This is a genomic window from Pseudarthrobacter sulfonivorans, assembly GCF_001484605.1.
GTDB lineage: Bacteria > Actinomycetota > Actinomycetes > Actinomycetales > Micrococcaceae > Arthrobacter > Arthrobacter sulfonivorans_A.
This window is the reverse complement of the sequence record NZ_CP013747.1, coordinates 2,876,214-2,896,600: the sequence shown is the minus strand read 5'-3', so window position 1 is coordinate 2,896,600 and position 20,387 is coordinate 2,876,214. Positions and strand designations below refer to the sequence as shown.

General features: G+C 61.2%; 12 protein-coding genes and 2 pseudogenes. 6 read left to right on the top strand and 8 right to left on the bottom strand.

Annotated elements, in window-relative coordinates:
- Positions 1-73: 73 nt before the first annotated feature.
- Positions 74-1,474 (bottom strand): NAD(P)-binding domain-containing protein, encoded by a 1,401-nt coding sequence (locus AU252_RS13030; RefSeq protein WP_058931093.1) that lies wholly within the window; start codon positions 1,472-1,474, stop codon positions 74-76.
- A 162-nt stretch (positions 1,475-1,636) separates the two neighbouring features.
- Positions 1,637-2,017: a cupin domain-containing protein gene (locus AU252_RS13025; protein ID WP_058931092.1), complete on the bottom strand. Its 381-nt coding sequence runs from the start codon at positions 2,015-2,017 to the stop codon at positions 1,637-1,639.
- Between the two features lie 456 nt (positions 2,018-2,473).
- On the opposite strand from AU252_RS13025, the gene AU252_RS13020 reads away from it, so the two are divergent.
- The gene (locus AU252_RS13020) at positions 2,474-2,881 is read left to right on the top strand and encodes a cupin domain-containing protein (RefSeq protein ID WP_240484173.1); all 408 of its coding nucleotides are present in this window, start codon (positions 2,474-2,476) and stop codon (positions 2,879-2,881) included.
- 88 nt (positions 2,882-2,969) lie between these two features.
- On the top strand, positions 2,970-4,607 hold the full coding sequence (locus tag AU252_RS13015) for an APC family permease (RefSeq protein ID WP_240484172.1): 1,638 nt from the start codon (positions 2,970-2,972) through the stop codon (positions 4,605-4,607).
- A gap of 148 nt (positions 4,608-4,755) precedes the next feature.
- Here the strand turns inward: AU252_RS13015 and AU252_RS13010 are convergent.
- Positions 4,756-5,084: pseudogene (locus AU252_RS13010) on the bottom strand (ABC transporter ATP-binding protein); the annotation flags it as partial.
- A 487-nt stretch (positions 5,085-5,571) separates the two neighbouring features.
- Here AU252_RS13010 and AU252_RS13005 point away from each other — a divergent pair.
- Positions 5,572-6,975 carry a GntR family transcriptional regulator gene (locus AU252_RS13005; protein WP_167349831.1) on the top strand — a complete coding sequence of 468 codons (1,404 nt, stop codon included), beginning with the start codon at positions 5,572-5,574 and terminating at the stop codon, positions 6,973-6,975.
- A gap of 21 nt (positions 6,976-6,996) precedes the next feature.
- Here AU252_RS13005 and AU252_RS13000 read toward each other — a convergent pair whose 3' ends face one another.
- The 5 genes from AU252_RS13000 to AU252_RS12980 form a co-directional block, all read right to left on the bottom strand.
- A complete protein-coding gene (locus tag AU252_RS13000; RefSeq protein ID WP_058932920.1) occupies positions 6,997-8,817 on the bottom strand; it encodes a glycoside hydrolase family 15 protein in 1,821 nt (606 codons plus the stop codon).
- A gap of 416 nt (positions 8,818-9,233) precedes the next feature.
- Positions 9,234-11,291 (bottom strand): ABC transporter ATP-binding protein, encoded by a 2,058-nt coding sequence (locus AU252_RS12995; RefSeq protein ID WP_058931088.1) that lies wholly within the window; start codon positions 11,289-11,291, stop codon positions 9,234-9,236.
- Positions 11,288-13,036, bottom strand: coding sequence for an ABC transporter ATP-binding protein (locus AU252_RS12990; protein ID WP_058931087.1), 1,749 nt, complete (start codon positions 13,034-13,036; stop codon positions 11,288-11,290). Before AU252_RS12990 ends, AU252_RS12995 begins: the two co-directional genes overlap by 4 nt.
- A 136-nt stretch (positions 13,037-13,172) precedes the next feature.
- Positions 13,173-13,916, bottom strand: coding sequence for an IclR family transcriptional regulator (locus tag AU252_RS12985; protein ID WP_058931086.1), 744 nt, complete (start codon positions 13,914-13,916; stop codon positions 13,173-13,175).
- Entirely contained in the window at positions 13,913-15,385 is a 1,473-nt protein-coding gene (locus AU252_RS12980) for an APC family permease (protein ID WP_240484171.1), read from the bottom strand. The genes AU252_RS12985 and AU252_RS12980 overlap by 4 nt, the downstream gene beginning before the upstream one ends.
- 539 nt (positions 15,386-15,924) lie before the next feature.
- Between AU252_RS12980 and AU252_RS25010 the strand changes: the two are divergent.
- The 3 genes and pseudogenes from AU252_RS25010 (at position 15,925) to AU252_RS12965 (ending at position 20,370) form a co-directional block, all read left to right on the top strand.
- Positions 15,925-17,936, top strand: a pseudogene (locus AU252_RS25010) (primary-amine oxidase).
- 200 nt (positions 17,937-18,136) lie between these two features.
- On the top strand, positions 18,137-19,618 hold the full coding sequence (locus AU252_RS12970) for an APC family permease (protein WP_058931085.1): 1,482 nt from the start codon (positions 18,137-18,139) through the stop codon (positions 19,616-19,618).
- A 92-nt stretch (positions 19,619-19,710) separates the two neighbouring features.
- Positions 19,711-20,370, top strand: coding sequence for a DUF5134 domain-containing protein (locus AU252_RS12965; protein ID WP_157768979.1), 660 nt, complete (start codon positions 19,711-19,713; stop codon positions 20,368-20,370).
- The last annotated feature ends 17 nt before the right edge of the window (positions 20,371-20,387 follow it).

Sequence of the window (20,387 nt, the reverse complement as noted above, 5' to 3'; positions counted from 1 at the left end):
GGGTCGCGATGAATCTGGCTCACTCAGCAGGAACGACCGATGCGAGGGTTCAGCCTGGGCCGGTGGCCCGGAATTATCTGGCGGCCAGGCTGTCGGTGACGTCGGCAGGGGTTTCGGTGTCTATATCCTGCGAGGGACCATACAGGTACCGCTCCAAGGAGTCATCCATGGCGTTCAGCCAGCGGGTGTGGTGCCTGATCGCCATGGTGCCGGTGACCACGGAGCGGTGGACCATGTCGCGGTACCCCAGGATGTCCGTCTCCTTGTGATGCATCCAGTCTTTGAAGAGCTGGGAAACGGCGTCCAAGTCAAAGGGCGGGTAATCAGTGGCGTCAATGAGTTCCCGCAGGTAGTCCGTCTGGAAATCGGCTTCCGAGTCATGATCCGGCAGCGCGGCTTGGCGCTCGAGCCAGAGCTGGATGTCCGCCTCGCGCTCGGCAAGGGACGGCAGGTCAATCGCTCCGGTCATGACGTCGCGGGCAAACCACGCTTGCGCGTCAAACATGTTGAACGTGTAGTACTGGTCCTGTGCGCCAAGGTAGAACAGGTTGGTGTTCTGCTGCCACACCACCCCCTTGTAAAGGTTGCCGGGGTACAGCACGTTTGGCGACATCAGCGACAGCTCGCTGGGCAGGAACGGGTATTTGTGCTGGTATCCGGTGCCGAGTACGACGGCGTCAAAGTCATCTTGGGTGCCGTCGCTAAAGTGCGCGGTGTGGCCCTGGAAGTGGGTGACGAGCGGGCGTTCAACCGTGTTCTCCGGCCAGTGATAATCCATCGGGGATGTGCGGTAGCTGATGGTGATCGACGCGGCGCCCATCTTGTGGGCCTGCATGCCGATGTCCTCGGCGGAATAGCTGCTGCCGATCATGAGCAGGTTCTTGCCGTAGAAGCGCTCTGCTCCGCGGAAATCGTGGGCGTGCAAGACCTCGCCCGGGAAGGTTTTGATGCCTTTGAACTCGGGGACGGAGGGGACGGAGAAGTGTCCGGTAGCGACCACGAGCTTGTCGAATACGTGGGTTTCAGTGAGGTTGGTTTTGAGGTCCTCTACCGTCAGGGTAAATTCCTGCGTTGCCTCGTTGTAGCTGGTGTGGCGGGCGACGGTGTTGAACTTGACGTACTTGCGGACGTCGGACTTTTCCACGCGGCCCTTGATGTAGTCGAAGAGAACCTCTCGGGGCGGGAAGGAGGAAATGGGGCGGCCAAAGTGCTCGTCAAAGGAATAGTCCGAGAACTCGAGGCATTCCTTGGGCCCATTGGACCATAGGTGGCGGTACATGCTGGAGTGGACCGGCTCGCCGTGAGCGTCCAGGCCGATCCGCCAACTGTTGTTCCACTGGCCGCCCCAGTCGTCCTGCTTCTCAAAGCATAGGATCTCGGGAATGGGGGCGCCTTTTTGGCGGGCTGATTCAAACGCCCGCAGTTGTGCCAGGCCGCTGGGGCCGGCACCAATGATTCCGACTCGTAGTGTCATGTTGCTCTCCTCTACAAAAGGACTTTCTTGGATCGCGGATGTGCGATGGTGTGAGTTGCGCTAAGGGTCAGGCCGGCAGCTAGCCAGGTGCCGTTTGCGGTAGCGGGTGATGCCTAGGTATTCGGCCATCTCCGGCGTTGCAGATTCGCAACGCCCGGGGGCCTAGGGCGCGAAGGAGCGGTGGCCGGCGAAGAACCCCAGACCGTACTCAGGGGTCTCGAACTTGACTGTTGTGCCCTTGGGGAAGAACAGAATGTCGCGCTCTTTCGCGTGGGTGACTTCCCCGCTGGTCTGGTCGGTGAGGATGAATTCACCCTGCACGACTACCTTCATTTCGTCGTAGGTGTACGTGTATACCAAGGGTTCGGAGGCCTTCAATTCGAAGAAACCGGCGCTCATGACCGAGCCCTCGGGGTTGTGGAGGGAGTCACCGATTGCAGCGACCGTCCCAGGCTCGTTCATCGGCGGCAGACCGACATAACCGCCTTCTACCTTATGGATGGATCCGGCCTTGCTGAGTGTTCCTACGAGGTTGGTTTCCATGGTGTCTCCTGTGTAAATGGTGCTCGGCAGGACTGTTCATCTTTGACAGAACTGTCATTCTTGGGGCGAGGCTGCTCTGAAAAGCAGCTGAGTAGGCCCGATCGGGGCTCTCGTGGGATCGATTGCAAACCGGAGATTTTCGGATTTGCAGGGCTAACGGAACAGTACTGGTGTGATGCCAGTCACGTTAGCCCGTGCCAGAAACTTTGACATGAACAGCTGTATAAGTCAACCGTCCAAGATGACATTTCTGAGGCTGGCCCCCTCACTAAAATTTCCAGGACCGGCCCCACGCGAAAAGCTTCCACCGCCTCGTCCTGAACCATTGACTGGAACAAGTGTCCGTGTCACAGTGTTGGACAGCGCCGTGACCTAGATCACGAAGACGCTACTGATGAGATTCACCGAAGCATCCCGCAAAAGCAGATTTCCCATTCAAGAAACGGGTAAAAGACAATGACCACAACGCCTCAGCTCCCGACACCTACGACGGGCAAAGCGATCGATTTCTGGCCGGCGACGTCCATGAAGGCCATGAAGGACGAATGGCCACGATTGCGCTGCAGGTTCATAAACTCGAATCCCGTAGGCCCATGGGACGAGCTCATCCTGTCGGAGTGGGAGCTGGAAGCCTGTGGCTGGGAAGACTTCCACCCCCACAGCGAGACGAACTTCGTCCTGGAAGGCGAACTCCACATCGAGAGCGAAGGCAAGACTGTCATCCTGAGGCCGGGCGACGCGGCACGCGTAAATCCCGGACAGCTCGGCAGATACTGGGCGCCGGTCTACGCGCGCATGGTAACCACTTACGGCCCCAACCCCGAGGGTACAGAGTCGCACTCCTTCCGATACTTCGAAATCTGAGCCTGATTTTCCTGCCCGGCACCTTCGTCCAGGTCCGCTGCTAGTTCGACCCGGACCGACGACCCCCAACGACTCAATCGTCCAAAAGATGGCACAATCACGCCCCGGGTTTTCTACATCCTCACATTGCGGTAATAAAGCCGCTGCGATGCCATGTAGTTCTTTCCACTGCCATTCAAATTTTGAATTCCTAAATTGTTCAGTAAAAAAACAGACGGCCCTAGGTCGTCCTAGGGAGACTGTTATGAGTAAAAACCATTCAGACGGCGTCGGCCATTTGGAAAGGTCGATCGACTGGAAACAGGGTCTGGCCATTGCGCTGGGAGTGCCCTTGCTGATTCTGCCCTCGCTGGGCTACCTTCCGATGTATTTATCGGCTGCAGCCATCCTTGTCTGGGGATTATCAGTCCTCCAGGGCTTCTTTCAGAACACCGCCTACGCCGAATTGGCCACCACCTTTCCCAAGGCCTCCGGCCTGCCAGGTTTTGCGCAGCATGTATTTCGTACCGAGAACTACAAGGGCAAGTACGACAAGGGCAAGCTGATCGGCGGCTTCAGCGCCTGGAGCTACTGGTTTGCCTGGAATCCGGTACTGGCGATCTTCGCCATTCTGGTCGGCGGATACCTGCACGGGCTGTTCCCGGTGCTGGGCGAGACCTTTACCGAGTATCAGCTCGCACTGCTCTCAGGCTTGGTGATCTTCACCGGGTTGTCCGTGGTCAACTGGTTCGGCCTCAAGGATGGCGCCCTTCTGGGCTACGTCCTGGCTGCCATATCGCTGATCCCGCTGGTTGTCCTGGCCGTCGCGCCTTTTGCGACCGGGCACGTTGAGCTCGCGAACATCACCGGCAACTGGCTGCCGGCTGACTGGTCCTGGGACATGCATCACATCCTGATCCTCTTCGGCATCTTTGCGATCGCTCAGTGGAGTGCCTGTGGCTGGGAGACGGCAGCCATCTACGGCCCTGAATACAAAAAACCCGGCAAGGACGTCCCCAAAGCGCTGTTTGCCTGCGGCATTATCTGCTTCTTCTCGTATGTACTGGTGCAGGCAGCGGTGATCGGTGTCCTTGGTGTCGAGGGTGTTCAGGCTGAGCCCATCTCACCCCTGATCCCAGTCGCACTGGCCGTCTTCGGCGAAGCCGGTACCGTCATCACCATCATCATGTTGATCGCCGCCATGATCCTGATCATTCAGACGGCTTATCTGGGTTCCTCCCGCGCCATGCACTCCATGGCGACGGAAGGCAACCTTCCCAGGGTCTTCGGCAAAACAAACCGGCAAGGAACCCCGTTCGTTGCCATGCTCGTCACCGCAGCATTCAACATGGCACTGATTTCCATGGGATCCATATCGGCGATTCTTGCAGCCGCAGCCATCGGCTACACCTGTGCCAACGGCATCAGCCTGTTCGCCTACGTCAAAGCCAAGAAGCACCCCGCCTTCGCGAACCTGGAACGACCGTTCAAGGCACCCAAGGGCTGGAAACATGTCGCCATGGCCTTTGGCTTGTTCAATCTGCCCCTGTGCCTGGTGGGCGTGGTCTACCTGAACAGCCTGGAGATCGGCTGGACCTCAACCTGGCTCGGCTTCCTCGTGTTGGCACTCTACATACCCCTCTGGTTCTATTCCCAGCACGAATCGGGTCGCTCCAAAAATGCAGCCGCTGCTCGCTCTTCAGATCACGATGCCGCAGATCTGGCAAAGCTTCCAGCTTCCAGGTGATGTCGCCGGCGCGTGAAAGCTGACCGCCGCGACGCCAGACGCAACACCGACGTTGTTTCAGATGGCATAGCCGCTTCCTGCCGGGCCGAACGACCCGTTTGTCCCGGCAGGATCGACTACACGGTGATCCCGGCGGTCCCACGCGGCCTTAGACTTCTGCCACAGGGGCCGCGAACTGCGCCTCATGCAGCCGCGCGTAAGCCCAGCCCGCAGCCAGCAAGGAGGCGTGCGTCCCCTGCTCCGCGATCTGCCCTGCCTCCATCACCAGGATGAGGTCGGCGTCGCGGATCGTGGAGAGCCGGTGCGCGATCACAAAGCTCGTCCGGTCGGACCGCAAAGCCCGCATCGCCTTCTGCACCAGCACCTCGGTCCGGGTGTCCACCGAGCTCGTCGCCTCGTCCAGAATCAGCACCGACGTGCCAGGAACGCCCGCGCGATCGTCCGGAGCTGTTTCTCGCCGGCCGATACGTTGGAGCCTGCCGCGAGTACTGGATGAACGCCTGCACGTCGCCCAGCTGCATGGTCATAGCCGTTCCAGAAGTATCTGTGTGACGGCTGGACAGGCCTGCGCTGGCTGCTGACAGGTGGCGCTAGACGGTAGACAGACGCCCAATTTAGTAACGGGCGCCCCGCCTGCTCCGAGGCAAACAGGTGAAAAAGGAGGGCTGCTCAACTGGCGCAAATGGGACGACAAGCCACTGGCCTCCGTAGAACTCCACGTACGAGTCCGAAGGGCAACCGGCATAGGCTTCTTCTCGCGTCATGCTGATCATTTCCTTTCAAAACCCGGGTGCTGGAGGTGGTGCAGATCTTTCATCTCCCTCTAAGTCTTAGACCTTTAACGTTACATGTCAATAGACATTTAACTTTAAAGGTTAGATAATGAAGATGGCGGAGCCAAGCATGCCTGACAAAGGAGCACCGGTCCATGACCACATGGAGAGAGCAGCTCGCATTCGCCCCCTTGGCCACCTTTGATCGAGGGGAAGAGGTCGGGAGGCGGCTCAAGTATGCCATCGAGCTCGGAGTCCTTGAAGACGGATCCCAGTTGCCCAGCGAAAGCGAGCTTGCAGCCAAGATGGGTGTGTCGACACTAACTCTTCGCGCCGCGTTGGCTGAGCTGCGGGGGCGCGGCCTGCTCGAGACGCGGCGCGGCAAGGGCGGCGGAAGCTTCGTCAAGGCCAGTACTGGCGACATCATCAAGGCGGAGCGTGAGTCGCTCATGGCCTATTCTCTTGATGACCTGCGCGACATCCGTGAGTACTGGGCCTTCTTGGCGGGCTCGGCAGCTGCTTCCGCTGCGGAGCGGAGTGGGCGGCTTTCCCTGGGGCGCCTGGCATCCATGGCGGTGAAGATTGCATCGTCGGAGGATTCCGCGCAGGCGATTCGCGACGACAGCAGGTTTCACATCGAGCTTGCCGCAAGCTCGGGTTCTGTGCGGCTCACCCGCGAGGAAATGGCGATGCAAGCCGAGGTGGGGCCGCTGATCTGGGCAGCCCCTGCCGAAAACGGGAACGCGGCAGCAGAACATGTCGCTATCGTGGAAGCGATTCGGTCCGGAGACGGGATGCTTGCCCGGGCTCTAGCCGAGGAGCATGTCCGTTCGGATATGAACCGGGTGCTCGACCTACGAATGAGCGTCGATGCATCACGCGAAGAATCTTTTCCTGGCCCCCGCAAAGAGGAACGCGAAGTAGCATCGATAGAATCCTTTACCGAGCTGCTGGCAGATACGGCCTCATCTTCGATCCGTTCGATTGAGCACGCGGTGCACGTTCAACTCGGCTCCCAGCGTCAGGGAGATAGCTCTGACCTGGACGCAATCTACGACGCTTCGCGACGGACTCTCGCAGGGGCCGTTCCACTTTTATACGGAGCGGGCTTCCTGCCTGACGTCTCATTCGGCCCTGCGGGTGCGGCGTGGTGCCATGCCCCCGCGGGACCCCAGTCACTTCAGCGGCTCGTGATCGACTGGGACTTGTATGAGGGCGGTACCGCAACATGGCGCCCCGAAGACTACGGCGACCGAGCCGTCCACATCAGCCATGCTTACCTGGATGCCAACGGAAGCAACGAAAACATCGTCACCTTCAGCAAAGCCGTTTTCTCGGGGGAGCAGATGGTCGGGATAGCAGCTGCAGATGTACTTGTCCGGGGAATCCAAGGCCAGCTCGAACCGCACCTCCGCGCCTTACCCCCGAATACGTGCCTCGTCGACCAGAACGATGTGATCATCGCAACCAACACCGGCCGCTTCATGGGGGGAATCTACTCACCCGCACAATACGCCGGGAAGCAGCTTGACCTCCACGCCATGCCCTGGCGGCTCTTCGTGGGCATCCCTACCGCCGGCACCACTGGAGAATGAGGCACCTCCCACAACGTGCCATTAAACGGGAGCTTCGACCGCCAGACTGAGTCGGTCCACCCCGTGCATTGCATCTGCCGCCCTGACCAGGGTCAAGTGCGAGAATGCTTGCGGAAAGTTCCCAGCCATCCGATCTTCGTCTGTTGCGTACTCTTCGCTCAGCAGACCAAGCTCGTTGGCAAGCCCCACGAGCTTGTCCATCAAGACCTTTGCCTCGGCCTGGCGACCTGTGCGCGCATACTGCTCCACAAGCCAGAAAGAGCATGCGAGGAACGGATGTTCACCCGGCTCCAGGCCATCAACGCCGCTCTCTGTCCGATAGCGCAGCAAAAGGCCGTCGTCGGTAAGGAGTTCCTGTTCCAGCCGTGTGACGGTGCTGAGCATGTGCTTGTCGTTGTAGGGGAGAAAACCGACCTGGGGCATAACGAGTAGCGCCGCGTCTGTTTGCGTTCCACCATAGGTCTGCGTAAAGGAGTCAATGCTCCGGTTGAATCCCTCGCGCATGATCTCTTCACGTAACCGGTCACGGAGTTGCTCCCACTTTTCAGCGTCTCCAGGAAGTCCATGGATCCGTACCGCCCGGATCCCACTGTTAAAGGCGGCCCACATCATCACGCGGGAGTGGGTGAAGTACTGTGCGGCACCGCGCATCTCCCATAGGCCGAAGTCCTTGTCATCGATGTGTTTTTCGACGAATCCCAGGAGTACCTTCTGAAGGGCCCAGGAGAAATGGTCTTCCTTACCTCCGGCCATACGAAGTCTTTCCAATGCAACCATCACTTCGCCGACAACATCAGCTTGGAACTGCGATACTGCGGCATTTCCAATGCGTACAGGCTTGGAGTTTGCGTAGCCAGGGAGGTGGGGGAGCTCGCGTTCAGGGAGCTCCCGTTCTCCGCCTATCCCGTACATGATCTGCATCTGCTCGGGATCCCCGGCGAGGGCCCGAAGGAGCCAGTTGCGCCACTGAAGTGCCTCCGTTTCGTAGCCATGGGTCAGCATCGATTCCAGGGTCAGGGCCGCATCGCGCAACCAGCAGTACCGATAGTCCCAGTTCCGCGGCCCGCCGAAATCCTCGGGGAGGGACGTGGTGGGCGCTGCGACTATGCCGCCGGTTTCAAAATGTGTGAGCGCCCGCAGTACCAACAATGAACGTTTTACCGCATCCCCATAGGCGCCGTCCTGCCGGCAGTGACTTCCCCAGCGGCTCCAATAGTCAGTGGCTTCTTCGAGGGCCACATCAACGTCAGTCGCTGCCGGCAACGGGCGGTGCGAGGGGAACCACGTCAGTTCGAAATCAAGCTGCTCGCCCTCCGAAACGAGGAATTCTCCTTCGTGCCCGTGCGCGTGGGCATGCGGAAGATGAGGTCCCCTCAGTGCGAGAGCATCCGGACCGGCCATGGCCAACAGGACCGGCGCCGCCGTATGCGCATTGTCGCGGACACGGCTCATCCAAGGCAAAACCGTCGAATACCCTGGGCGGATCCGAAGTTCCTGGTGCATTTCTACACTGCCTTCCAAACCGGTCACCCGGCGGACAAGGGATGATCCGTTGTCCCCCAGCGGCATGAAATCGGTTACCAAGACGGTTCCGCCACCGGTCTTCCAGATGGTTTGGAGCACAAATGTCGAGTCAATATAGTGCCGGTCGACAACGGCAGCACCGGCGTCGCTGGGGGCCAAGAGCCAGTGACCGTGCTCATCGGTGCCTAGGATTCTGCTAAACACCGACGGTGAGTCGAAGCGTGGGAAACAGAGCCAGTCCACGCTGCCATCCCGGGATATGAGGGGACCGGTCTGAAGATCCGACAGCAACGCATAGTCCTCTATGGGTGAAGCCATGCTCCACTCAACCATAATTTTTTCATCCGGGTGAGGCCCGTTGAGGAATGCTCTGGGCTCACCGTTTAGCCGTTGTGCGCGGCCGATCGATGGAGCTACCTATCAAAAGGGGTGGTTTAAACCATCCCGAACTAGCGTTTCGCCTACCTGCAGATGACAGGACGATAGATGACAAGCCCACCTCCGGCGAAAGAGGAGAAGCAGTTCCCTACCCAACAGTGCGTTACCTAGCGAGAAAGCCTGAGCGACATGACACGAGAAGAAGCCTACGCAAGGTGCCCCTCGGATTCGTACGTGGAATTTTATGGCGGCCAATGGCTGGTAGTCCCACTTGCGCCCGTCCAGCAGCCTTCCTTTTTCACGTGTCTGCCTGGTGAACGCCGGATCATCCGCCATTGATCGTAAGAGCAGAAGCCCTAAATCTCCGCCACGGGAGCCGCAAACTGGGCCTCATACAACCGCGCATAAGCCCCGCCTGCAGCCAGCAACGAGGCGTGCGTCCCCTGCTCCACGATCTGGCCGGCCTCCATCACCAGGATGAGGTCGGCGTCGCGGATGGTGGACAGACGGTGTGCAATCACGAAGCTCGTCCGGTCGGACCGGAGGGCACGCATCGCCTTCTGCACCAGCACCTCAGTCCGCGTATCCACTGAGGAAGTCGCCTCGTCCAGGATCAGAACAGAAGGCCGCGCCAGGAACGCCCGCGCAATCGTCAGCAGCTGCTTCTCGCCAGCGGACACGTTGGAGCCTTCATCCTCCAGCACGGTGTCGTACCCTTCCGGCAGCGAGTGCACGAACCGGTCCACGTACGTGGCCCGGGCGGCCTCCAGGATCTCGTCCTCGGTGGCTGAGGGCCGGCCGTACGCGATGTTGTCCCGGATGGTCCCGCCGAACAGCCACGTATCCTGCAGCACCATGCCCAGCCGCGAGCGCAGCTCCCGCCGGGGCACTGAGGTGACGTCCACGCCGTCGAGCGTTATCCGGCCCGCATCCAGCTCGTAGAACCGCATCATCAGGTTCACCAGCGTGGTCTTGCCGGCCCCGGTGGGCCCGACGATCGCCACCGTCTGCCCCGGCTCCGCCACTAAGGAAAGCGAAGAGATCAGCGGCTTGTCCGGCGAGTAGGAGAACGAGACGTCATCGAACACCAGGCGCCCCCGCCCCGCCCCATTAGGCGGAACGCCGGAAGCAGGATCCGCAGACTGCTCGTCCTCATCCAACAACGAGAACACCCGCTCGGCGGACGCCACCCCGGACTGCAGCAGGTTGGCCATGGACCCCAGCTGCGCCAGCGGCATGGTGAACTGCCGCGAGTACTGGATGAACGCCTGCACATCGCCCAGCTGCATGGCCCCGGACGCCACCTGCAGGCCGCCCACCACCGCGATCCCCACGTACACCAGGTTCCCGATGAACGTCATGGCCGGCATGATCAGACCCGAAATGAACTGCGCACCGAAGCTCGCGTCGTACAGCTCCACGTTCTTCTGCCGGAACCGCTCCTCCACCTCGCGCTGCCGGCCGAACACCTTCACCAGCGCATGCCCGGTGTACGTCTCCTCGATCTGCCCGTTCAGCTCCCCCGTGTGCTTCCACTGCGCCACAAACAACTTCTGCGAGCGCTTGGCGATCAGTGCCGTGATCCCCAGCGTCAGCGGCACGGTCACCAGCGCGATCAGCGCCAGCGTGGGCGAGAGGATGAACATCATCACCAGCACGCCCACCACGGTCAGCACCGACGTGACCGCCTGGCTGATGGACTGCTGCAGGCTCTGGGAGATGTTGTCCACGTCGTTGGTCACCCGGCTCAGCAGCTCACCGCGCTGGATCGAATCGAAATACCGCAGCGGCAGCCGGTGGATCTTCGCCTCGATCTCCTCGCGCAGCCCGAACACCGTCCGCTGCACCACCCCGTTCAGCACATACGCCTGCACCCACATAAACGCCGACGCCAGCACGTACAGCGCCAGCGCCCACAGCAGCACGCCGGACAGCGCCGCGAAATCGATCCCCTCGCCGGGCGTCAGCGCCATGGGCGTCAGCATGTCCGCCCGCTGGTTCTCCCCCGCGGCCCGCAGCTGCGCGATCAGCTCCGCTTTGCTCACCCCGGCGGGCAGCTCCCGCGACACCACCCCGGCGAAAATCAGGTTGGTGCCCTCCCCCAGCAGCCGCGGCCCGATCACCGAGAGCGTCACGCTGGCCACCCCCATGACCAGCACCAACAGCAGCCACGCCCGCTCCGGCCGCAGCGTGCCCACCAGCCGCCTGGCCGACGGCCCGAAGTTCATCGCCTTCTCCGCCGGGACGTTCATCCCCGCGAACGGTCCGCCGCGTCCCGGTCCGCCCGCCGGACGGGGAATGCGTACGACGTCGGCCGTCCCGGTTTTCGAGGCCGCTGCGGTTCCGCCGGGGGCGGCAGAGTTGGGTCCGGCACTGCGGGGAGCGCCCGGCGTCGGCCGGTTCGGCGTGCTCATACCGTCTCCTCCGCTGCCAGCTGGGAGGAGACAATCTCCCGGTACGTCTCGGATGTCTCCAGCAGTTCACGGTTCGTTCCGCGCCCCACGATCCTGCCGTCGTCGAGCACCAATATCTGGTCCGTGTCCACGATGCTGGAGACGCGCTGGGCGATGATCACCAGCGTGGCGCCGGAGGTGCTGCGCTTGAGGGCCTGGCGGAGCCGGGCGTCGGTGCCGGTGTCCAGGGAGGAGAACGAGTCGTCGAAGATGTACAGCTCGGGCCGTTTCACCAGTGCCCGGGCAATGGCCAGCCGCTGCCGCTGCCCGCCCGAGACGTTGGTGCCGCCCTGGGAGATGGGCGCATCCAGCCCGCCCTCCATCTCCTCCACAAAGTCGCGGGCCTGGGCGATTTCAAGGGCGGTCCAGAGCTCGTCCTCGGTGGCGTCCGGCTTGCCGTACTGCAGGTTGCTGCGGACGGTACCGCTGAACAGGTAGGGCCGCTGCGGGACCAGGCCGATGTGCCCCCAGAGCAGGTCCGGGTGCAGCTCGCGCACGTCCACGCCGTCCATCCGCACCGAGCCGGTGGTGGCGTCGAACAGCCGCGGCATGAGGTTCACCAGGGTGGTCTTGCCCGCTCCGGTGCTGCCGATGATCGCCGTCGTCTGCCCTGCTTTGGCGGTGAAGCTGAGCCCGGAGAGGACGGGCTGGTCGGCACCCGGGTAGGCGAATCCGACGTCGCGCATTTCCAGCTCCCCGCGGCGCCGCCCGCCGTACGGAACCACGCTGGTCACGGGCTTCAGCGGCGGCCGGACGCTCGACTCGGTGTCCAGCACTTCGCCGATCCGGTCCGCGGAGACGGCGGCGCGCGGGATCATCACCGCCATGAAGGTGGCCATCATGACGGACATCAGGATCTGCATCAGGTAGCTCAGGAACGCGATGAGGGTACCCACCTGCATGGAGCCGTCCTCGATCCGGAACGAGCCGAACCAGATCACCGCCACGCTGGAGACGTTCAGCACCAGCATCACCACGGGGAACGCGAGCGCCATCAGCCGGCCGGCACGCAGCGCGGTGTCCGTGACGTCCTCGTTGGCCTGGGCGAAGCGGGCGGTCTCGATGTCCTCGCGGACGAACGCGCGCACCACGCGGATGCCGGTGAGCTGCTCGCGGAGCACCCGGTTGACGGTGTCGATCCGCTTCTGCATCTTCCGGAACAGCGGCACCATCCGGGTGATGATCAGCCCTACGCCGATCATGAGGACGGGCACGGCGACGGCGATCAGCCAGGACAGCTGCACGTCCTGCCGGACGGCCATGATCACACCGCCGATGGCGAGCATGGGCGCGGCCACCATCATGGTGGCGGCCATCAGCACCAGCTGCTGGACCTGCTGGACGTCGTTGGTGGACCTGGTGATCAGGCTGGGCGCGCCGAACTTGGTGACTTCCTGCTCGGAGAACTCCCCCACCCGCGTGAAAATGGCCCCGCGCAGGTCCCGGCCCGCCCCCATGGCGGCCTTAGCCCCGAAGTACACGGCAATCACGGCGCAGATGATCTGCAGCAGCGTGATCGCCAGCATCAGGCCACCCAGGCTGAGGATGACGCCGGTGTCCCCCTTGGCCACGCCCTCATCGATGATGTCCGCATTGAGCGTGGGCAGGTACAGCGACGCGATGGACTGCGCTAGCTGGAAAATCACGACGGCGATCAGCAGCTGCCGGTGCGGCCGCAGGTATTCAACAAGCAGTTTCCAGAGCATGGCGGCTCCAAAGGTTCTGTCCCGCGATAAATGGTGCGGAGGTCAGTTTACGTCCGGCGGCTGGGAATGGGGACGGGTTTTTCGGGGGGACAGCTGTGAGGAACCGAGGACAGTTGCGTGGCGGAGCATCCGCTCATCAGAACAGGAGAGGCGATAGCCGTGTGGTCAGTTCACGTGCCGCCTCCGCGTGTTCGGAGATTGTGGTGAATCGTTCCGCGGGGCCAGTGAGACACAGCGCCGCGCCCACTGAGCCGTCGGGCTGCCGCACGGGAAGTGCCAGGCTGGCGGATCCCGATTCGAGTTCGTTGATTTCCGAGGCCTGGCCGTTGAGCCTAATTTCCGCGAGTTGCTTGTACAGCTGGCCGCTGTCGGTAATGGTGTCCTCGGTCAGCTTCACCAGCTGGCCGCTCGGAAGCGGGAAGACCGAATTACCAAGTTCAGCGAGCATCAGCTTCCCCGGGGCGGAGGTGTGCGGGTACCGGAGCATCTCGTAGACCGAGTGGAGCGGATAATCAGGATCTTCATCGGCGATCCGGAGGGACGCGCTCCTGAACATAAAGAGGTGCACGGCGAAACGGTTTCCCTGCCGGAACTCCTCCAGGACGGTGCGGGCCGCGGTGGGAACAGTTGGCGGGTTCGCCGCTGTCACCAGTCCTGAAATTGCGTGGCCGAGCGCGAATCCGCGGAGATCTGAGGTGCGGACCAGATATTCGTCCCCGACAAGCGCATTCAAAAGCCTGTAGGCGGTCGCCGGAGGCATGCGCAGGGCGTCGGTGATCTCTTTCGCCGTTGTCCCGGTGCCGAACCGTGCCACGATCTCCAAGAGCCTGAGCGAATTTGACGCTGGGCCGGAACCGGAGTGTGAAGGTCTGTAGTTCATTTGATCGGCCCGCCATGAAACAGGTCTGATTCGCGGGTCTCGTCGTAGATGCCCACTGACGCCAGGCGCATGGGTAACCGGCGGTGAAGGTACATGGCGTAAATGACGCTGGCGAGAAGGACACCGGCGTAGATGAGAGTCTGCAGGTTGCCTGTTCCAATCGATGTTGTCGCAGCCATCCATAGCACCGCACCGAGGACCATGGAGGTTGCTGCTCCAAGTACCCAGCTGGCGTACGTGTTCTCCCCGATCCTGCGCAGGAAGAAAGGCAGGGACGCGCTGGCAAGGATGTAGGACCCCAGGTATCCGTAGGCGCCCAGCGTGAAGAGGTTGGCGAGGCCCTCCTCAGGACTTGCTCCGAAGATGATGATCGCGATGGGGACGATGGCCACAACCGGCATGACGGCCAGGATCGCCGTCGAAGGTGTCCGAAAAGCGGGGTGTGTCCGGCCGACTGCCCGTGGGGCAACGCCTTCCCTGCCCATGCAGAAGAATATCCGGGCCAGGGCGTTCACAGATGCGATGGCGCACGCAAACCACGATGCGGCGATTCCCAGGTCAAGGACTGCGGCGAACACCGGGGAAGTCTGGGAAAACAGGTCAGACAACGGTGTGGAGCTTGCTGTTATGTCTGACGGTGCATCTCTGAGGGCTACGTCCTGGGCGGTCGCGGCGAGGAGATAGAGCACGCCCGCCAAGATGGGGGTCCAGGTAATGGCCCTTGGCACGCTGACGAAGGGTTTCTGCGCCTCTCCTCCGAGTGTGGTTGGGCTTTCGAATCCGACAAAGGCACTGACGGCCACGACGATTGCGATCGATAACGAATCAAAATGTCCGTTCCACGCAAACACAGTCCCGAGATTGACCTTCGGCTCGTTGAAGGCGAAGTAAACGACCATGAGGACGGCGAGGATTCCAATTGAAATGGATTCCATTAACAGCGTGGACCACGCGGATAACTGGATCCCCCTGATCATGAGGAAACAGGCGGCGCCTGCAGCGGCAAGAATGACCAGCACCGCTAAAACCTCAGGATCGGCGACGGGGATGCCCAGGTTGATGAACAGCTCAACGACATACATGCCAACAGCCAACAGACTGGCCATGGCCACAAGGCCGTACCCGAAGATGGCCGACCAGCCGGCGGTAATTGCCGTCCGTTGGCCAAGTCCCTTGGCTGTGTAGCTGTAGAGCCCGCTGACGGCAGCCATGCGCTTTGCCATCGGTCTCAGACATAAGGCAACCAGGATCATGACTGCCATGGCTGCGCCGAATGTCAGCACAAGGTTCGGTCCATCGGATCCAAAGACAAGACCCGGAAAAATCAGGGCCGGGATGACGGTCATGGCGCCCGCGGGCGCCACGTTGGCTACTGACTGCGCGAAGACCGGCAGGAAGGAAAGCTTCCGGCGGCTCAGGCCCTCCACGGGAGAGCGGGGCGTGATGAAGCGATCACCGCGGGCAGACACTGGGACCAACTTTCCCTCCGGCATGCAGGCTCGTCTTTGATTTCGCGTGACACACGTCACCGGCCAGAGGTGCCAAACATTAGCATTCCCGGCCCTCGATGACGGCGGCGAACGCGTTTGTGAATGTTTCCAGCATGTTAACTGCGGTGGGAAGATTCAGCCTCAAATTTCTCACGGACCGACCCGCCCAGCCCGCTCCCGAATGTTTCCAACATGTTAACTGCGATGGGAAAATACCGCCGTGAATTTCTCACGTAAATATCCACAAAAGGCTCGCCTGGCCGAGTTGAATGACGTAGTTTTCTTACACAGACCGAACGCAAGTGATCTGCATAACGCCAGAAGGGGCCGGAGTAAGTGCTCGGCTGACACTCTGGAAACAGAGGATGCCAATTACAAGCGATCCCTTCTCCAGCCTCAACCGGGTTCGGGGAGGGTCTTTTAGCGCAGCATCGTATGTACGAAAGAATTAGCAGTTCTGGGAAATCCAAAGATTAACAGTTCTGAAATTCCGTGGATCTTTTATCCTTTATCCCGCGATGGCAATAAAACCATGCTGGCTGCCAGCTATAAGCGCCGTTATTTTGATTAGAAACCAAGGAGAAACCATGACTCTCAACACTGAAATCCACACCGAGGTGGGGGTTGCGCACCCTCTCGACCCGTTGTCCCGCGCCGAGATTTCCCGGGCGGCGTCAATCCTGAAGGACGGCCCGGCCGCGGCAGAGTCGTTCCGCTTCATCAGCATTGAGCTGCGCGAGCCTGAGAAGGAACTGCTGCGCAGCGGCGCTAAGACGGTGCGCGAGGCAGATGCAGTCCTCGTGGACCGTGCCGAGGGGCGTTCCTACGAAGCGATTGTCGACCTTGATGCGGGCATCGTCTCGAAGTGGACGCAGCTGGCTGCCAACATCCACCCGCCCTTCATGCTCGACGAGTTCGCCGAGGGTGAAGAGAGCTGCCGGAAGAACCCCGAGGTCCAGGCCGCCCTCGCCAAACGCGGCATCACCGACATGGGCCTGGTCTGCTTCGAACCGTGGTCCGTGGGCTACTTCGGCGAGGATAACGAGGGCCGGCGCCTGATGCGTGCCCTGGTCTTCGTCCGTCAGGAGGCCGACGACAGCCCGTACGCGCACCCGATCGAGAACTTCATCGTCATCGTTGACCTCAACTCCGGCGAGGTCGTCAAGGTCGAAGACGACCAGGCCATCCCCGTCCCCAGCGCCAGCGGCAACTACCTGCCCAAATACGTCGGCCCCGCCCGCACCGACCTCAAACCCATCTCCATCACCCAGCCCGAAGGCGCTTCCTTCAACGTCACCGGAAACCACGTCCAGTGGGCCGACTGGTCCTTCCGCGTCGGATTCACCCCCGCGAAGGCCTGGTCCTCCACCAGCTGAAGTTCCGCGACAAAGACACCGAACGCCCCGTCATCAACCGCGCCTCACTCTCCGAAATGGTCGTCCCCTACGGCGACACCGCCCCCGTCCAGGCCAAAAAGAACGCCTTCGACTCCGGCGAATACAACATCGGCAACATGGCCAACTCCCTCACCCTGGGCTGCGACTGCCTCGGCGAAATCAAATACTTCGACGGCATCACCGCCGACAGCCACGGCAACCCGCTGACCATCGAAAACGCCATCTGCATGCACGAGGAAGACGACTCCATCCTCTGGAAGCACTTCGACTTCCGCGAAGGCACCACCGAAACCCGCCGCAGCCGCAAACTCGTCATCTCCTTCATCGCCACCGTCGCCAACTACGAATACGCCTTCTACTGGCACCTCTTCCTCGACGGCAGCATCGAATTCCTCGTCAAAGCCACCGGCATCCTCTCCACCGCCGGCCAGAAACCCGGCGAGAAAAGCCCCTACGGCCAGACCCTGAACAACGACGGACTCTACGCCCCGATCCACCAACACATGTTCAACGTCCGCATGGACTTCGAAATCGACGGCCCGAACAACGCCGTCTACGAAGTAGACATGGAAATCCCCGAAGACAACCCCACCCACACCGCCTTCATGGCAGTGGACCGGCTACTCGAAACCGAACAAGCCGCCATCCGGAAAACCGACTCCTCCAAACACCGCTTCTGGAAAATCGCCAACCGCGACAGCAAGAACATCGTGGACGAACCCGTCGCCTACCGCCTCATCCCCACCGACGGTATCCAACTGGCCGCCGGCGACGAATCCTACGTCAGCAAACGAGCCCAATTCGCCCGCAACAACCTCTGGGTCACCGCCTACGACCGCACCGAACGCTTCGCCGCCGGCGAATTCCCCAACCAAGCCACCGGCGCCGACGACGGCCTGCACATCTGGACCCAAAAAGACCGGAACATCGTCGACCAAGACCTCGTAGTCTGGTACACCTTCGGCATGCACCACGTCGTCCGCCTCGAAGACTGGCCCATCATGCCCCGCCAAAACATCGGCTTCATGCTCGAACCCCACGGCTTCTTCGACCAAAACCCCACCCTCAACCTCCCCAGCAACGAAAACCGAACCGAAACAACCACCACCGAAACATGCTGCACCACGGACTGACAGTCCCTAACTGAGTCCGCGGGAGCGCGATGATTCGTCGCGGCGCTCCCGCGGACTCGCCTCGCCACAAGGGCGAATCCTCTCGGACCTTCCTATGTGCCTGGACGTTCGCGCATCGGGGTCCGTCCCATACTTGCTGGCCGCCAGAGGCGTCAAGGCAGTAAAGATCACATGACGTTCAGTTCATCAAAGGAGATGTTATGAGTGAAAATCGTTTGGATGAAGGCGATGACCTGAAAAGGTCGATTAACTGGAAGCAGGGTGCGGCCATCGCGCTGGGTGTTCCCATGCTGATCCTGCCCTCGTTGGGCTACCTGCCGATGTATGTATCCGCCGCAGCAATTCTTATCTGGGGAATATCCGTCCTTCAGGGCTTTTTGCAGAACGCCGCGTATGCCGAGATGGCCACCACCTTTCCCAAGGCCTCCGGCCTGCCAGGCTTTGCGCAGCATTTGTTCCGCACCGAAAACTACAAGGGCAAGTACGACAAGGGCAAGCTGATCGGCGGCTTCACCGCCTGGAGCTACTGGTTTGGCTGGAACCCGATCCTGGCGATCTTCGCCATCACGGCCGGTGGATACCTGCATGGGCTGTTTCCGGCGCTGGGCGACACCTTTACCGAATATCAGCTCGCTTTGATTTCGGGTCTGGTGATCTTCGGCGGGTTGTTCATAGTGAACTGGTTCGGCCTCAAGGATGGTGCCCTCCTGGGCTACATCCTGGCAGCCATCTCCCTGATCCCGCTGGTTATCCTGGCGGTGGCGCCTTTTGCTACCGGACACGTTGACCTGGCCAACATCACCGGCAACTGGTGGCCCACTGACTGGGCCTGGGACATGCACCATATCCTGATGCTCTTTGGCATCTTTGCCATCGCACAGTGGAGTGCCTGCGCCTGGGAAACGGCGGCCATCTACGGCCCCGAATACAAAAACCCGTCCAAGGATGTCCCCAAGGCGCTGCTCGCCTGCGGGATCATCTGCCTCGTCCTTTATGTACTGCTGCAGGCGGCAGTCATCGGCGTGCTCGGTGTCGAGGGTGTTCAGGAACAGTCTGTATCGCCCCTGATTCCGGTGGCTCAGGCCGCCTTTGGCCAGGCCGGGTCAATAATCACCATCATCATGCTGATCGCCGCCATGGTGCTGATCATCCAAACGGCTTACCTGGGTTCCTCCCGCGCCATGCACTCCATGGCGGTGGAAGGCAACATCCCCAGGGTCTTCGGCAGAACCAACCGCCACGGAACCCCCTTTGTTGCCCTGCTGGTGATCGGAGCCTTCAACCTGGTGCTCATTTCCATGGGAAACGCCGCGGCAATTCTTGCGGCCTCGGCGATTGGCTACACGTGCGCCAACGGCATCAGCCTCTTCGCCTATGTCAAAGCCAAGAAGCACCCCGCTTTCGCGAACCTGGAAAGGCCCTTCAACGCACCCAAGGGCTGGACGAACGTCTCCATGATCTTTGGCCTGTTCAATGTGCCGCTGTGCCTGATTGGCGTGGTCTACCTGAATAGCCTGGAAATCGGCTGGACTTCAACCTGGGTCGGCTTCCTCGTACTGGCGCTCTACCTGCCCATCTGGTTGTATTCCCAGCACGAATCGCGACGCACGAAGCCTGAAGCAGCTGCTCCCCCTGCAGTTCACGCCGCCGACGAGCGGGAAAAGGTCCTGGACCTTACCTAAGGAAATCTGCACCTACCGGTCCCCGGCGCTAGCGAACAGTCGCGCCGGGGACCGCCCCACCTCACCTACATCGTTCTTAGGGCGTGATCCGCGTGTTCAATTCCCCCGCAATTACCTGGGCTCTGACGGCCGTCCTGCTGCTCGGAGGCAGCCACTACGTGCTTCAGGCGGCAAAGTCCCGCCATCTCACAAACCGGGTGAACAACAGCCTCCATGCCCTCATGATGGTTCTGATGGCCGCCATGCTGTGGAACCTCGCCCCGTCGACCGTGCTGGCTCAGATCGCCATCCTCGCCGGTGCTGCCCTGTGGTTTGTGATCCAGGCGGTCGCCCGGCCGGAATTCAAACTGCTCTGCGCCGGCAGCCAGGGCCGGCTGAAATGCGTTTATCACAGCTTCACCATGGGTGCTGCTGCACTCATGATCGCGATGATGGGTCATGCCGCCACCGCCGGCCATGACATCGCCCCCGCAACTGCAATGCCGGCGTCGAACGCCCATCACGGAACAGCTTCTGCAGTCCACAGCACGGCAGCACCAGGATTGGATCACTCAGCTGACCTGGCGATCCCGCTGACGGTATTCTTCGCAGCTGCGGCGGTTGTTTTCATTGTCCTTTTGCTGCGCTACCGGGCCACAATACCCGCTCACCACAGCGCTTACATTCCCAAGCCCTCCCGCCGCGCGGAACACGGACTCGAAGCACTCGGCGCCGCTGTCATGGCCCTGATGTTTGCCACGATGTCGGCATAACGGACCTTTTGCGCTGA